Source organism: Aquiflexum sp. (assembly GCF_041749095.1).
Lineage (GTDB): Bacteria > Bacteroidota > Bacteroidia > Cytophagales > Cyclobacteriaceae > Aquiflexum.
Genome location: NZ_JBGTCA010000575.1, coordinates 1 through 14,868, shown reverse-complemented (window position 1 = coordinate 14,868; position 14,868 = coordinate 1). Strand labels below are relative to the sequence as shown.

The following is a 14,868-nucleotide window of genomic DNA, read 5'->3' as shown; positions in this document are numbered from 1 at the left end:
CGGAAGAAGTTCCTCTGTTGTCCGAAGACTGTGGCTTCGTGACCCTGAGTAAGGAGTTTGAAACTCCGGACTATTATCGTCTAAAAACTGACCAGTGGTCAGTAATTTATATTTTCTCGATCCTGAAAGCCTAATCCATTTTCACCATTTTGAACAGAAGACCGAAGACGGAAGAAGTTTCTGTGACTAAAATCTATAGGAAATCCTAAAGTCGATATTTTCGGCCACATGCCCATGGACTTTAAGAGAAAAACCCATTGAAAAATCCTTTATCACTTGGTACATCAGGCTATAACGCTGGTAAAAAATGAAATCATGGTAGCCTACTGGCTTATTCATATAAACTGCCATTCTTTGATTGAAATCAAATCTTCCAAACAACAAATGATGCGCAATAAATGGTGCCGGCATCAATGCCTCAGTTCTGTTATCTTCCACTTCCAGCGAGTAATCTTTCGTCAGTTCTATGCCTGCGCCTAATGCATTGATGACAGTAAAACTTTTATGAAAGCCTCCCAATACAGTGAATACCGGCTTTCTCCCTTCTGACCAATTGGACTCCCTGTGGGTATAGGCAGTTTCGATATACCATTGGACAGCACTTGGCAAGACGGACTTTTTATATTTCGGAAAAGGTGACGATTCAAAATACCTGTTGATCCCGATTCCCATCATGGGGTAATTGATTCCTTTATTTGGTTGGCTTTGTCCTCCGTTGGAAATATGATTATAAGCCAATGAGAGATTTATGCCCCAATCATCCCCAAACCTGTATTCGAATTTTGGATTTACAAAGGCGAGAAAACTTAAAGGAGAAGAAAAAAACAGGTTGTCAGGATTATGTATTGGGTCATAAACCTGGTCCAGATAACTGAATCCTATACCTGTCAGCAAGCTGAGAAACCAAGGACCTTTTTTCCAAAGTATGGGTTCAAAAGTACCCGATAAATGGTAAGCGGAACCCAGAACCTCCGGATTGCCAAAGTTTAGGTATGAAGCCTGAATCCCCACATAATGGAAACAATTGCAGGCATCCCAATTTTCTTTATTCTGCTTCAAAAGCTGGTAATGCATGGATAATCCATAGGGATTGCTTTCCGAAATGGGCCGAAGTTCTTTGGAATGGGGTATGATAAAACCATAACTTCCCTCCATACCCAAGCGTCTGACCTGCTGTCCGGAAGCTTCAATAATTATCAACAAAAAGAAAATGTAAAAAAGATGCTTTTTCATAACTGAATATCCAAATTTGGGAATAATAAGTTTACATCCCATCATTATGAGCAAAATTTCCAACACACCCAAGCCTCCCTTTTACGCTGTCATCTTTACCAGTATTCGGACAAACATTGATGAAGGTTATGGACAGATGTCTGAAGAAATGGCCCAATTGGTCCAAAAGCAGCCGGGTTACCTAGGTCACGAATCCGCCCGGGACGGCATTGGTATCACTGTCAGTTATTGGAAAAGCCTCGAAGCCATCCGTAATTGGAAAATGGTCTCCGAGCACCTATTTGCCCAAAAAATGGGGCGTGAAAAATGGTATTCTTCCTTTAAGGCCCGGATTTGTTTGGTGGAGAAGGAGTATGGGTTTGGGGTTTGAGGAGCTCGGTCTTAAAAATTTCTTACTTCATTATTCATCATTCGGTGTTCGGTATCCTTAATTGAAAAATTTAAAATTGGAAAATTGGAAGATTGGGGGATTTCTCCCGAAATTCTATTTTTATTCCTCCATTCCCAACCACCTTACCGCATTGTGGTAATAAATCTTATCCACCACCTGCTTAGGCAATTTTAGTCCAAGGAAAGGATCATGAACCAGTGAACTGCTCATGATATTATCCGTCACGAAAAATTCCCAATCCCGTCTCCAGTTTTCATCCATGCTCCTGTACATATTTTCCTGAGAACGTTCCCCATTATCTCCCAGGTCAGTCCCGTAAAGAATCCTGTCCTGATATTGAATAAAGAAATCCCGGACTTTCTCCCGGTCATTTGCCGTCTGATAAAACAACTGCCCCATTCGGGCCGCCAAATCAACCGACATATTTGGGAACCGGTCAAGGCGTTCTGCCAGCACGTCCACGCTGTATTCCAGACTTCCCAAGTGAGCCCCGACAAATCTTAACTCAGGATGCTTTGCCAGCATACTGTCCCGGGCATCCATCAAGTCCTCGTGAGAGGGCATTTCCGGCTGAAGGTACATGTGGTATTGGGGATTGTTTTCGAAATAGCGGCGGTCATTTTCTGTAGTCATGGAATCCAATGGCAACCAACAGTTTTTGGGTTCTCCAAGATGACCCATCAAGGTTTTTCCGCGCTCCTGAATGAACCGGAAAATAGGATCAAACCTATCATCATCTATTGAAATTAGATTGCCGGCTGTGTCTCTGGATACCATGCCAATGTTTTTCCAAACCTTCACGCCCAGGGCCCCCTGTTTAAAACAACTGTCCATCCAGGAAATGACCTTGCCTTCCCAATTTTCCTCGTCCCAGTCCGAAACGGCAAAGGACGTGATCATATCCACCGATTTGGGAAATGATTGATGTTGATGAAGCCCGTCCCCATATTTCCTGTAAACATCATTCCAACCGTCATCAACCTCTAAGGTCACATTGATGAGCCGAAAATTATCCGCAATTGCCTTTTCAACAAAGGTTGATCGGTCCGAATCGATATGAACATGGGCATCGATCTTCATGACTTTTGAAAAGTCCTCAACCGAATACCATTGGTCATTTTGGCTGCAGGCACTTAGCGTCAAAAGTAGCGCATTGAACACCATATATATTTTCATTTTTACTTATTAAATGGGGGAAATTTATAAAACAGCTGTCTGCCACTAGGTTAAATTTATCCTGGAGAACTGTAAGCCCAACAGGTAAATAGATGAAATGTGGCCATTACTCATTACACAGCTTAATATAAGAAAAATAAATAACCAAGCCATAAGTCTTTTTAGCTTTACGATTTGTAATGACCCACTTTGCCTTGAACAGTTTGAGAATAGGAACAGCTTGGAATTTCGCAGGACTAATCTACATTATCAATTATTATCAAACAAAAAAAAAATGCCCTGGATATTGATGATCTTCCGAAAAAGGGTTTTTAATTTAGGGTACAAACAGAAAAAATAAAATTTAGAGCCAATATCCTGTGACAAATTATATTTATTGTTGTGATTGGGGTACATCTTCTCTGCGGATAAGATTAATCAGTATTCAAAGTCAGGAAATTATAGATCAGGAAACCGATAAACATGGGATCGCTGATCTATATGATGAATGGGTACTGGTAAATACTTTTGATAAGGATAAGCGAAGGGTGGACTTTTATTTGTCCAAGCTCGAAGAGCATCTGAGGAAGATTGCTGACCGTAATGACCTCACTACAGATAAAATCCCAGTGGTGATTTCAGGCATGGCCTCTTCGAGTATTGGGATAGTAGATCTGCCCTATGCAGAACTGCCATTTACATTGGAGGGGCATAATGCCGTTGTTTACCATATCGATGCTTCTCCGATCTTTAACCATCGGGTTTTATTGCTGTCAGGTGTAAAAGATGGAGATGAGGTGATGCGTGGGGAAGAGGTTCATTTAATAGGGATAGCAGGTGTGCTTTCATCATTAAAGGCAAAAGATCAAATCACTGTATTATTGCCGGGAACCCACTCCAAACATGTCAGTATTCGCAACGGTAATATTGCCGGCATAGAAACTTATATTACTGGAGAATTATTTGCTATTGTATCCAAACACGGATTATTGAAAGAAGCTGTTCAATCGCCTGAAAATGCTGTTGACGGAATCGATTGGGATGTTTTTATAGATGGTGTGAATTACTCGGGAAGCACCACACTTTTGCAGGCATTGTTCAAAGTCCGGACCAACCAACTCTTCAACAGGTTGAGCAAACAACAAAATTACAGTTACCTAAGTGGGCTTTTGATAGGATTTGAACTTCGGAGCCTTTTAAACAAACCTAATACCCAGTTGGTATTGTGTTGTGGAGAAAATTTAAATGAACATTATAAAAAGGCGCTGACTTGTCTGGGATTAGATAAGATGACATATTTTTTGAACCCCTTCGATGTTGAGAAAGCCATTGTAAAAGGACAGATAATATTGGCACATAAATATTTGAATCCAATAATCAGATGAGTAAACCCGAACCTTTAACCTTCAGCGGAGAAATTTTCGACCAAATGCCCGTAATGGGCATTCTCAGAAATGTGGCTTTTGATGATGTCATGGAAATTCTGCCTCTTTACGCTAAGGCTGGCCTGACTACCATTGAAATCACCATGAATAGTCCTGATGCAGTATTGATCATCCAAAGTGCTTTGCAACAATACGGTCATATATTAAATATTGGGGCCGGAACTGTATGCTCCATCAGTGACCTGGAAAATGCTTTGAGTGCAGGAGCACAGTTTATTGTTGCCCCCAACATCGATAAGCAAATCATTAAAAAATGTAAGGCTAGGCATATTCCGATATTTCCGGGAGCTTTTACACCGACCGAAATCAAAAAGGTATGGGATTTAGGAGCATATATGGTTAAAGTTTTTCCTGCCAATGCATTAGGTGTAGGTTATTTGAAAGATATTCTTGCTCCCTTAGGGCATATTAAAATCATGGCTACCGGAGGGGTATCTCTTAAAGAGATACAACAATACCTTTCTGTAGGGGTCAAGGGTTTGGGTATCGGAACTCCTCTCTTTCCACAGCATTATATTTTAAACAGAGATTGGCAAGGTTTAAAAGGCCATTTTGACAAGTTTGTGGAAGAAATTAAGGAATATCGCTCAAAAGATATGTCATGATAAATGTCAAAATAAATAATTATCGGTGGCTTGTATTAAGCTTGCTTTTCGTTGCTACCACAATCAACTATCTAGATCGACAGGTTATCGGTTTATTAAAACCCACTTTGGAAACAGAGTTTAATTGGTCAGAAACAGATTTTGCACATATTATAATGGCATTTACTGCGGCTTATGCTTTAGGACTCCTGGCATTTGGATGGTTAATTGATAAAGTGGGCACGAAGTGGGGGTATTCCATTAGTATCATTGTATGGAGTACAGCGGGTATGTTGCATGCGGTTGCCAGGAGTGTAACCGGCTTTTCTGCCGCTCGAATTGGTTTGGGCATTGGAGAAGCCGGTAATTTTCCGGCAGCAATGAAGGCGGTGTCTGAATGGTTCCCGAAAAAGGAGCGGGGAATTGCTACCGGTATATTCAATGCAGGAACAAGTATCGGGGTAGTGGCAGCTTTGTTTTTAGTACCATGGATACTTTCTTATTATGGATGGAAGGAAGTATTTTGGATTACCGGAGCTCTGGGGTTTGTGTGGCTTCTCTTTTGGCTTTTTCTATATGATATACCCTCCAAGCAAAAGCGTCTTACCGATTCCGAATTGAAATTGATCCTTTTGGGTCAGGCAATCGGACAGGATCAGTCAAATGAAAGACCTATCAAATGGATAACGCTTTTTTCTTTACCCAGGACTTGGGCATTTATTACAGGTAAGTTCTTCATAGACCCGATCTTTTGGTTCTTCCTTTTTTGGTTGCCCTCATATTTTTCAAGCACATTTGCCCTGGATCTTACCAAGCCAAGCCCTGAGCTAATGGTAATTTATACTGCAACCACCGTGGGCAGTATAGGTGGGGGCTATTTCTCTTCCTGGCTGATCAAGAGAGGCTGGCCGATATTAAAAGCCAGAAAAGGAGCACTATTGCTATTTGCATTGCTCGAAACTTCCATAATTTTAACCCAGTTTGTAACCCATGTTTGGTTGGCTGTAGCACTTATCAGTTTGGCAGTAGCGGTACATCAGGCATGGGCCACGAATATTTTTACGCTGGCTTCAGATATGTTTCCTAAAAGTTCTGTCAGTTCTGTCGTGGGAATCGGTGGGATGTCAGGTGCTGTCGGAGGGATTTTGTTCCCAATGCTGGTGGGATATTTACTCGACTCCTACAAAATGCAAGAAAACCTTTCCGGTGGCTATAATTTATTGTTTACCATTTGCGGATTCACCTACCTTTTCGCCTGGCTGATTATCCATTTGCTAACTCGGAAAACTACAGGGTAAATTTTCTTTAAATTCATGTAGGCCCAATGAAATATTTATGGAATGTTTAGCCGGTTAGACAAATAAAATTCCACCTCTTAAACTGCTAAAACATCACGGATCACAAAACATCTTGGAGAACCTAAATCTAAAAGCTAAATTGGAACCAGCAGAGTAGTTACAGAAAATTTTACAATCCTTGCCCATCGATACATCCATCTTAACCTCATTTATCCATGCAACGAAGAAAATTTTTAAAACTTGGAGCACTGGGTTCCGCCGCAGTGCTTGCCGGAATCCATTATCCCGCCAAGGCTTTTGATGCCTCGGACCTGAAAATCGCTAAAATCCGCTATTATGCTGCTCCCGGATATAACAAACCGCTATTTAACCAAGCTAGGGGAATCGTAGAAATAGAAACCGACTCCGGACTGATCGGGATAGGAGAAGGTGGAAGCAACGATATGATCCGTCAAGTTGCAGAAATGATTATCGGCGAAGACCCATTTCGCATCGAGCACCTCTGGCAGCATTGTTACAGAAGCATGTTCTATCCACCGGGAAGGGAAAAACTCCATGCCTTGGGTGCCATAGAAATGGCGTTGTGGGATTTAAAAGGCAAAGCACTGGGAGTGCCTGTCTATGATCTGCTTGGCGGAAAAACCCGAAATTTTGTGGAATGCTATGCCACGGGTTTCAGAAATTCCACCGCCACGACAATGGAAGGCAGGGCCTTGGATTGTCTGGCAGCAGGTTTGCGTTGCTACCGGATTGGTCCCACAGGGGGAAATGGCGAGGAACCTTTTGACTTCTATTTACACAGCAAGAAAACCATCGAGATGTGTGAAAAACTCAATCAGGCGGTAGGTGGCAACGGAAACTGGGCGGTTGACCTTCATACCCGGTTTGATACGCCGGAGGCCATCAAAATCTGTGACGCCTTGGAAAAGCTGGAGCCTTACTTTGTGGAAGACATCATCCGGTCAGAAAATCCCGAGGTTTATCGAACCATCCGTAACATGACCAAAGTGCCTATAGCAGTGGGTGAACAATTTGGAGACCGCTGGGATACCAATGTACTTATCGAAAACCACTTGATCGACTACAGCAGGGTGACCCTTCCCAATACCGGAGGCATCACCGAGCTGAAAAAAATCATGGCCATTGGGGAAACCCATTACGTAGGAATCATCCCCCATTTTACCGGGCCATTGTCAACGGCTGCCCTGATTCACGTGCTCGGTTCATCGAGTCCAACCCGGTGTATGATCGAGTTGGCCGGCGGGGTTCCGGAATATCCTACCTACTTCAATGCTGACTTTATTGATTTTCGGGAAGGAAAAGTTTACTTGAACCCCAATCCGGGATTGGGTGTGGCCTTCGATCCGGGCAAAGCAGATTTCCTGTTTGAAATCTCCGAGCCAACCAAATTTCCACATCCTTATTTATTAGCTCCGGATGGTTCCATCCATAATTGGTGAAAAGTAAAAAAAGTCATTCACTACCCATTATTAAGTCTGGCAGCTGCAAGGGAAAATTTTCCCTTGCAGCTCCTTTTTTTTTGGCAAACTCACTTGAAGCAATCCGGTTTTAATTCAATTTAATACACGGGTAAGTCACTAATTCACAAAAAAAACAAAAATAAATTCTCTAAATAATATTTAACAAATTCTATGTTTTATTTTATTTACAAAAATGTAAACCTGATTTTATTATTTTTTTAAATAAGTTAAATCATATATTAATCAGAATTTTATTTGGTAAACCTATTTTATACAGGTTATTAAATTCATTTTTATAAATTATTTAAAATAAAAAAAATTGTTTTTTTAATCGATTAAGCATACATTGGTTTCGAATTCTTTCCCTTTTTTATATCAATATCCTTTCCGAAAACAGTAAGTAATCAAAAATGGTAATTAGAAGAACACCAAAAATCACTTTCATTGCTTAATCGATTAAACAGGCTGTTATTTAAGTCAGATAAAAACCAATTTATTACACTAATTATATACAAATGACAATTAACCCCAATTTAAACCAAAAGTATCATGGAAAAAAAAGTACTTCTCTTAGTTCTGGCATTGCTATGCTCAGGCTTCATCTTCGGCCAGGTGACTAGCATCACCGGAAATGTAGTCGACAAAAACGGCGATCCAATCCCCGGTGTCAGCATCGTCATCAGTGGCACTTCCCAAGGCACTGTCACTGATCTGGACGGTAATTTTATGCTAAATGCCTCTCCCACGGCAAGCCTGGTCTTTTCATACATCGGGTATGCAAGCCAAACCGTTCTCCTGAACAATCGCACCCAACTCAGCATCGTTCTTAGCAGCAGCGAAATAGGAATGGATGAGGTCATTGTCACCGCATTGGGCATTAAGCGGGATGCCAAAACGCTGGGATTTGCCACCACTACCCTGGATGGTGGAATGGTCTCAGAAAACCGGACACCAAACTTTGCAGACGCCCTGCAGGGAAAAATAGCCGGCGTAAACATCTCCTCCATGTCCACGGGACCGGGGGGAACGAGCAAGATCCGAATCAGAGGACAATCTTCTTTTAGCGGACAAAACAACCCCCTTATTGTCATCAACGGAGTGCCCATGGACAACTCCAATTATTCCCTGGGAGGTGATTTTAGCAACCGCCAAATGAACAATTCCGATGGCGGGGATGGGTTATTGAGTATCAACCCCGATGATATAGAAACCCTTACAGTACTAAAAGGAGCAACTGCGGGGGCGTTATATGGTTCCCGGGCAAAAGACGGTGTTATCATGATAACGACCAAGACCAAAAATTCGGCAAAAGGTCTTGGGGTGGAATTCAACTCCAATTTCACCACGGACACCCCACTGGACTTTACCGATTTTCAATATGAATTTGGACAGGGTGAAGGTGGTGTCAGACCGACTTCTGCTTTTCCTACCTCCGGGGTTTGGAGTTTTGGGGAGCGATTTCAGCCGGGCATGACCCAGGTCCTTTTTGATAATGAGGTATGGCCCTACGAACCGGTTTATGGTCGGATAAGGCAGTTTTATAATATCGGTACCAATTGGGCCAACACGCTGACAGTCTCCAACAGTGGGGAAAACGGAGGGTTCAGCCTGTCATTTGCCAATACCGACAACAAGGCGATTGTTCCCAATTCCGAACTTAACCGCCAAACAATTAATTTGGGCTTCACGCAAAACATTACCTCCAAATTAGTCGTGGCGGGCAATACCATCTATTCCCATGAAAAAAATCAAAATCCTCCCCAGGTAAACGCCCAAGACTTTTCTACTGCCACGGTGGTTATGACCCTGGCCAATTCCATGCCTTTTGAAGCGCTGAGAAACAACATAACCCATCCGGATGGGAGAGAAATTGTGATGTCTCGTTTCCTGGTAAGAAATAATCCCTATTACTCCACCTCCAAGCGCTTTGACAACGTAAAGCGTGACCGGATAATCGGGAATCTCTCGTTAACTTACAATTTTACCCCCTGGCTCTATGCAATGGGCAGATTGTCTATGGACTATTATACTAGGAACAACGATTACAACACCCCCAATGGTTATGCACCGATCCCCCCTGCACCCGCAGGTTTTGTTAACGGAGCTTATGCCCAGGACGTGCGGCAATTTCGGGAGACCAACCATGATTTCCTGATTGGAGCAAATCGGGGATTTGGAGATTTTAAAGTCGAATTGACTTTGGGAGGAAATCAGCGCTATGTGCGCATGGACTATAATAGTGTTGCCGTCAGGGATTTCGTGATTCCGGAATTATATACTGTCATGAACGGCAGGGTAAAAGATCCCCTTTACAGCCTTTCGGAGAAGCAGATCAATTCGCTATATGGATTAGGGGAAATCTCCTATAAAGAATGGTTGTTTCTAAATGTTACCGCCAGGAATGATTGGTTCTCCACCTTGGCACCAGCCAACAGAAGCATCTTGTACCCTTCCGTGTCTACCAGTTTTGTGTTTTCCCAAGCCTTTAAAAACCTGCCAGAGTGGCTGTATTTCGGCAAATTACGCGCTGCCTATGCTGAGGTTGGAGACGATAACGTGGCACCCTATTCCAATGCCTTGTTTTATGCCGTGGATAATAACTTATTTCCCAACCCTGCCGGACTACCTTCACCGCTTGGGCGTGTAAATGCCAATACGGTACCCAATACCAACTTGAGACCTTTGCGGGTTCAGGAAACCGAGATAGGACTTGAACTACGTTTGTTTGACGAAAAAATTACTTTTGACTTTGCCTATTACAAGAAAATCACGAATGATCAGATTCTAGCAACCCAAATTTCAGATGCTTCCAGTTTTACCAACCAACTGGTAAATATAGGACAAAGTATGAATCAGGGTCTGGAAATGTTGGTATCAGGATCACCGATCAGAACCGAAAAATTCCGATGGGATGCCAGTGTAAACCTGACCTATAATACCTCAGAGGTTTTAAAATTAGGGCTCACCGATGCTGACACGATGATCACGGTAAGTAGTGGTGGAGGAAGGATATTAAGGCAGGTGGTCGGTAGACCAATCGGACAGTTATATACTTTTACCTACCTCAGGGACGATCAGGGTAGACAGGTATTTGATCAAAACAGTGGTAGACCCCTACGAAATGACCAGCCCCAAAACGTGGGATCCGTGCTTCCCATGTATTTCGGAGGCATTACCAATACCTTTACCTGGAAGGGACTGAGTCTCTTTACTCTTATAGATTTCAAACTCGGTCACAAGATGTTTGAGGGAAGAAATCAAAATTATCAGCGACATGGCCTCCACAAGAAAACCTTGAACGGTCGGGATCAGGGATTTGTCGTAGGAGATGGCGTCAACCCGAATGGGGAAATAAACACAACCCAATCCTTAATTCAACCATTCTATGAAACTACCAATGTGTTGGGCATCAACGAAGATTGGGTAGTTAATGCCGGTTTTTGGAAATTACGTCAGGTATCATTGAGCTATGACCTCAGCAAACACCTTCCGGAGAAGTTGTTTATCAAACGACTCCGTCTAAGCGGAGTAGCCAACAATGTGGCAATAATCAAAAGATGGACAGAAAATATGGATCCGGAAAACGTATCCGTCACTTCGGACAATGCCAACGGTCAGGATTTCTGGCCCGCATTGCCTCCTACCAGAAGTCTAGGTTTTAATCTTAACGCTAAATTCTAAAACCATGAAAAATCACATCATTTATATAATCATATTTTGTTTAGCAGCAGTTAATTTCAGCTGTGACGAAAATTTTGATGAAATCAACACCAATAAAGTTGACCCCACCTCACTTAGCCCGCTCTTCTTGTTAAATCAGGGTATTGTCGATATGCGTTATCGGGATGGATTTGCTACGTTGCAAGATCTGTCCTATAATTTTGGGATCGTCCAGCAGATTATAACACCTTTTGGCAGCTCACTTGCCGGGGCTAATTATAATCAGCTTAACCTTTCCAATGCGCAACCCATCTGGCAGAATACGTATAGAAATGCGCTAAAAAACATTGTGGATGCAGTAGAAAAGAGTCGGGAAGATCCACTCAGAGCCAATCTTTTCCAATCCGCACGAATCTGGAAAGCCTACGCCTACATGGTCTTGACGGATAATTATGGAGACGTTCCCTATTTTCAGGGGGCCCGTGGATTTATTGATCAAATCGTAGACCCCGTGTACGACACTCAGGAAGCCATCTACAACGACATCCTCAAAGAATTAGAAGAGGCCACTGCGGCACTTAATCCGGCCAATCCCAGAGTAACCAGTGAAATCCTCTATGGGGGCGATCCAGTGCTTTGGAAAAAATTTGGCTACTCCCTGATGCTTCGGGCGGCGATGCGGCTAAGCAAGGTGGATCCTGTCAAAGCACAAAACTTTGTTTCGAAGGCCGTGGCCGGAGGTTTGATTCAGTCCAATGCCGAGAATGCGGTTCTTAGAAATACGTCTGTTTTCAACAACTACCTAGGAGTACATTTAGGCGCAAGGGAAAAGGCCAATTATTACCTGACAGCACCTTTTGTCAATCACTTAAAAGCTAACAACGACCCACGTCTCAGGTCTATAGCCATCCGCCATGTCGGGGCAACAAATGGGCCAAGTCAAACAGTTGCCCGCATTACCCGGGATCCTGCATTGCAGATAGGTATGCCTATGGGCCATGATGATGTATCCATCAATTCGGTATTGGCGGCAAATGGTGTCGTAAGTCTCTGGGATTTCTCCCAAGCAAATATCTATACGGTGTTGAAAATTGATGCCCCCCAGTTTATACTCACCTACGCCCAAAATCAATTGCTTTTGGCAGAAGCCGCAGTAAGAGGATGGGTACAGGGAAATGCGGCCGATTATTACGCAGCGGGCATCCGTGCCAATATGGAACAAATGGCCCTGTATGACGGTAACGCTTCCATCCCGACTGCCGATATAGATCAATACATCGCATCCCATCCTCTAGTGGCCGGCAGGGAACTTGAGTTGATCAACACCGAATATTGGATAGCGGCTTTCTTAGATGGGTCAGAACTCTTTGCCAACTTTAGAAGAAGTGGGTATCCAATACTTCAGAAAAACCCCTATACAGGCTCAGAAATCACGGGTGACTTTATCCGTAGCATGCCCTATCCGGATAGCGAGCGGGTAGTAAATTTGGCCAATCTACAGGAAGCGCTAAGTCGGCAGGGACCTAATAACCTGGATCGGAGGGTATGGTGGGATAAGCCATAAAAACAGCATGGCCCTCCTCGCATAATTTCGTACAGATAACCTTTGCAAGTGAATATTTTTTGAAAAAACAAACAAAAAACTTCCTTGCAAAGGTTTTATTAAAAATTTGTTACGGAAATTATAACTTGATGACAGTGTGCTGTTTTAGCCTTAATATTTTCAAATAATCGCCATCTTCTAATTGGAATTCCATTGGGCTAATTTGGCCAATGGATAAAAATTGTAATCCTTTTCCTTTTATTAGTTGGTGTTTCGTGTTAATTTTTGAATTAGCTTATGAATATCTGATGCCTCACAAAAGAAAAGTTTCCTTAAAGCATATTGCTGAGAAGGCAGGTGTCTCCACCGCCTTGGTCTCCTATGTGCTAAATGGTAAAGAGAAAGAGAGTCGCGTGGGTACGGAAATTTCGCAAAAGATCAAACGGATTGCGAAAGAACTGAAATATACCCCAAACTATATGGCAAAAAGTCTAAGAAGTGGAAAAACCCACACCATTGGACTAATTATCGCCGATATTGCCAATCCCTTCTTTGCCAACATCGCCCGGGAGGTGGAAGATGAAGCAAAAAAAACCGGCTACACGGTCATTATCGGAAGTTCGGACGAAAACCCCGACAAATTCAAGGATCTTATCAATGTGTTTTTAGACCGACAGGTAGATGGATTAATAGTGGTGTCAACGGAAAATTCATTCCAACAAATCAAACTATTACATCAACAAAAATATCCCTTTGTCCTATTGGACAGGTATTTTCCGGAATTACAGACGGATTATGTGTCGATTGACAGCTTTCAGGCATCCTTTTCAGCAACTGAACATTTATTGAACAACGGTTATAAAAACATTGGCTTTATAGGATATAAATCAAAACTCTTTCACATGATCGAAAGAAAGCGGGGAGTCACAGAAGCTTTGGAGAAAGCGGGGATCGAGCCCCTTAAACACTGGAGTCAGTCCATTACTTTTGACAAGGTGGAAACAGAGTTGAAACCTGCCATGGAATCTATGCTTTTTGGTCAAACCCCTGTTGAGGCCATTCTATTTGGTACTTATCGGTTAGCAATCAATGGGTTGAAAATCATTCAAATATTGGGAGTGAAGATTCCCGACCAATTGGCCATTGTAAGTTATGGACAAGCCGAAAGCTTTGAGCTCTATAAATGTCCGATTACCTATTTGGAGCAACCTCTGGGAGAATTGGGGAAAAAAGCAGTAAGCATGCTTGTTGACAAAATCAAACACCCCGATAAGCTTCCTGAGCAGATTCTGATGAAAACCAGACTGGTAATAGGAGAATCTTCACACGCTATTTCCGAATCCTTAAAATAAGGTATAGTTAACAATTAAACCCTCTATGAAAAAGAAAAAAATCAATACAGAACCAAAAAAATCTTCCCCCATCCTGTCGCGGAGATCAGCCATACAGTCTGTATTGGGCCTGGCAGGCACGGGTTTGCTCCTGCCACTTTCCTCTTATGCCGAACAACCCGCTTCTTCATCTACCAAATACGGTGAGGTAAAAATCACCCGCCTGGAAACCTTTTTGGTAAAACCCCGGTGGATTTTTCTTAAAATTCACACAGACGCCGGAGTGATTGGCTTGGGAGAACCCTTGTTAGAAGGACGTGCCCTGACCATTCAAACCGCTATACAGGAAATCGAGCCATACTTGATCGGTAAGGATCCGAGGCAGGTAGTTCATCACTGGCAGGCCATCTACCGACATGCCTTTTATAGGGGAGGACCTATTCTAACATCTGCCTTAAGCGGCATCGATCAAGCACTATGGGACATCAAAGGAAAGTTGTTGGGAGTCCCTGTTTATGAGCTTTTTGGTGGACCCACCCGTGACCGGGTTCGCATATATGGCCGTGCCAGCAATGCTGAAGACATGAAAAAACGAAAGCAGGAAGGGTTTTCCGTAATAAAAACAGGGGTGGCAAAAAAGAATCCTGCCAGGATTGTTGAAAACATGGCTTTCATACAACATGCGGCTGATACTTTCGGCTCCTTACGTGAAGCCGGTGGACCGGAAATGGATATAGGCATTGATTT

Annotated in this window: 10 protein-coding genes and 1 pseudogene; 9 read left to right on the top strand and 2 right to left on the bottom strand. The window is 42.8% G+C overall.

Going from position 1 to position 14,868, the window contains the following annotated elements; translation table 11 throughout:
• Positions 1-186: 186 nt before the first annotated feature.
• Complete coding sequence (locus ACEW8O_RS25705; RefSeq protein ID WP_373497493.1) at positions 187-1,233, bottom strand: acyloxyacyl hydrolase; 1,047 nt, start codon at positions 1,231-1,233, stop codon at positions 187-189.
• Positions 1,234-1,279: 46 nt separating this feature from the next.
• Between ACEW8O_RS25705 and ACEW8O_RS25700 the strand changes: the two genes are divergently transcribed.
• Complete coding sequence (locus tag ACEW8O_RS25700) at positions 1,280-1,603, top strand: antibiotic biosynthesis monooxygenase (RefSeq protein ID WP_373497492.1); 324 nt, start codon at positions 1,280-1,282, stop codon at positions 1,601-1,603.
• Between the two features lie 120 nt (positions 1,604-1,723).
• Here ACEW8O_RS25700 and ACEW8O_RS25695 read toward each other — a convergent pair whose 3' ends face one another.
• Entirely contained in the window at positions 1,724-2,800 is a 1,077-nt protein-coding gene (locus ACEW8O_RS25695; RefSeq protein ID WP_373497491.1) for an amidohydrolase family protein, read from the bottom strand.
• A gap of 359 nt (positions 2,801-3,159) precedes the next feature.
• On the opposite strand from ACEW8O_RS25695, the gene ACEW8O_RS25690 reads away from it, so the two are divergent.
• From ACEW8O_RS25690 to ACEW8O_RS25655, 8 genes and pseudogenes are all read left to right on the top strand, one after another.
• On the top strand, positions 3,160-4,164 hold the full coding sequence (locus tag ACEW8O_RS25690) for a 2-dehydro-3-deoxygalactonokinase (protein ID WP_373497490.1): 1,005 nt from the start codon (positions 3,160-3,162) through the stop codon (positions 4,162-4,164).
• Entirely contained in the window at positions 4,161-4,829 is a 669-nt protein-coding gene (locus ACEW8O_RS25685; RefSeq protein WP_373497489.1) for a bifunctional 4-hydroxy-2-oxoglutarate aldolase/2-dehydro-3-deoxy-phosphogluconate aldolase, read from the top strand. Before ACEW8O_RS25690 ends, ACEW8O_RS25685 begins: the two co-directional genes overlap by 4 nt.
• Positions 4,826-6,106, top strand: coding sequence for an MFS transporter (locus ACEW8O_RS25680; protein WP_373497488.1), 1,281 nt, complete (start codon positions 4,826-4,828; stop codon positions 6,104-6,106). The genes ACEW8O_RS25685 and ACEW8O_RS25680 overlap by 4 nt, the downstream gene beginning before the upstream one ends.
• 215 nt (positions 6,107-6,321) lie before the next feature.
• Positions 6,322-7,566, top strand: coding sequence for an enolase C-terminal domain-like protein (locus tag ACEW8O_RS25675; RefSeq protein WP_373497487.1), 1,245 nt, complete (start codon positions 6,322-6,324; stop codon positions 7,564-7,566).
• A gap of 570 nt (positions 7,567-8,136) precedes the next feature.
• Positions 8,137-11,268, top strand: coding sequence for a SusC/RagA family TonB-linked outer membrane protein (locus tag ACEW8O_RS25670; protein ID WP_373497486.1), 3,132 nt, complete (start codon positions 8,137-8,139; stop codon positions 11,266-11,268).
• A 4-nt stretch (positions 11,269-11,272) separates the two neighbouring features.
• Positions 11,273-12,811 (top strand): SusD/RagB family nutrient-binding outer membrane lipoprotein, encoded by a 1,539-nt coding sequence (locus ACEW8O_RS25665; protein ID WP_373497485.1) that lies wholly within the window; start codon positions 11,273-11,275, stop codon positions 12,809-12,811.
• A 287-nt stretch (positions 12,812-13,098) separates the two neighbouring features.
• Positions 13,099-14,142 carry a LacI family DNA-binding transcriptional regulator gene (locus ACEW8O_RS25660; RefSeq protein ID WP_373497484.1) on the top strand — a complete coding sequence of 348 codons (1,044 nt, stop codon included), beginning with the start codon at positions 13,099-13,101 and terminating at the stop codon, positions 14,140-14,142.
• 25 nt (positions 14,143-14,167) lie between these two features.
• Positions 14,168-14,868 (top strand): annotated as a pseudogene (locus ACEW8O_RS25655) (galactonate dehydratase); the annotation flags it as partial.

Coding starts and splice junctions, on each gene's coding strand:
- ACEW8O_RS25705 (WP_373497493.1), bottom strand. CDS start 1,233: ATGAAAAAGCATCTTTTTTACATTTTCTTTTTGTTGATAATTATTGAA.
- ACEW8O_RS25700 (WP_373497492.1), top strand. CDS start 1,280: ATGAGCAAAATTTCCAACACACCCAAGCCTCCCTTTTACGCTGTCATC.
- ACEW8O_RS25695 (WP_373497491.1), bottom strand. CDS start 2,800: ATGAAAATATATATGGTGTTCAATGCGCTACTTTTGACGCTAAGTGCC.
- ACEW8O_RS25685 (WP_373497489.1), top strand. CDS start 4,161: ATGAGTAAACCCGAACCTTTAACCTTCAGCGGAGAAATTTTCGACCAA.
- ACEW8O_RS25680 (WP_373497488.1), top strand. CDS start 4,826: ATGATAAATGTCAAAATAAATAATTATCGGTGGCTTGTATTAAGCTTG.
- ACEW8O_RS25675 (WP_373497487.1), top strand. CDS start 6,322: ATGCAACGAAGAAAATTTTTAAAACTTGGAGCACTGGGTTCCGCCGCA.
- ACEW8O_RS25670 (WP_373497486.1), top strand. CDS start 8,137: ATGGAAAAAAAAGTACTTCTCTTAGTTCTGGCATTGCTATGCTCAGGC.
- ACEW8O_RS25665 (WP_373497485.1), top strand. CDS start 11,273: ATGAAAAATCACATCATTTATATAATCATATTTTGTTTAGCAGCAGTT.
- ACEW8O_RS25660 (WP_373497484.1), top strand. CDS start 13,099: ATGCCTCACAAAAGAAAAGTTTCCTTAAAGCATATTGCTGAGAAGGCA.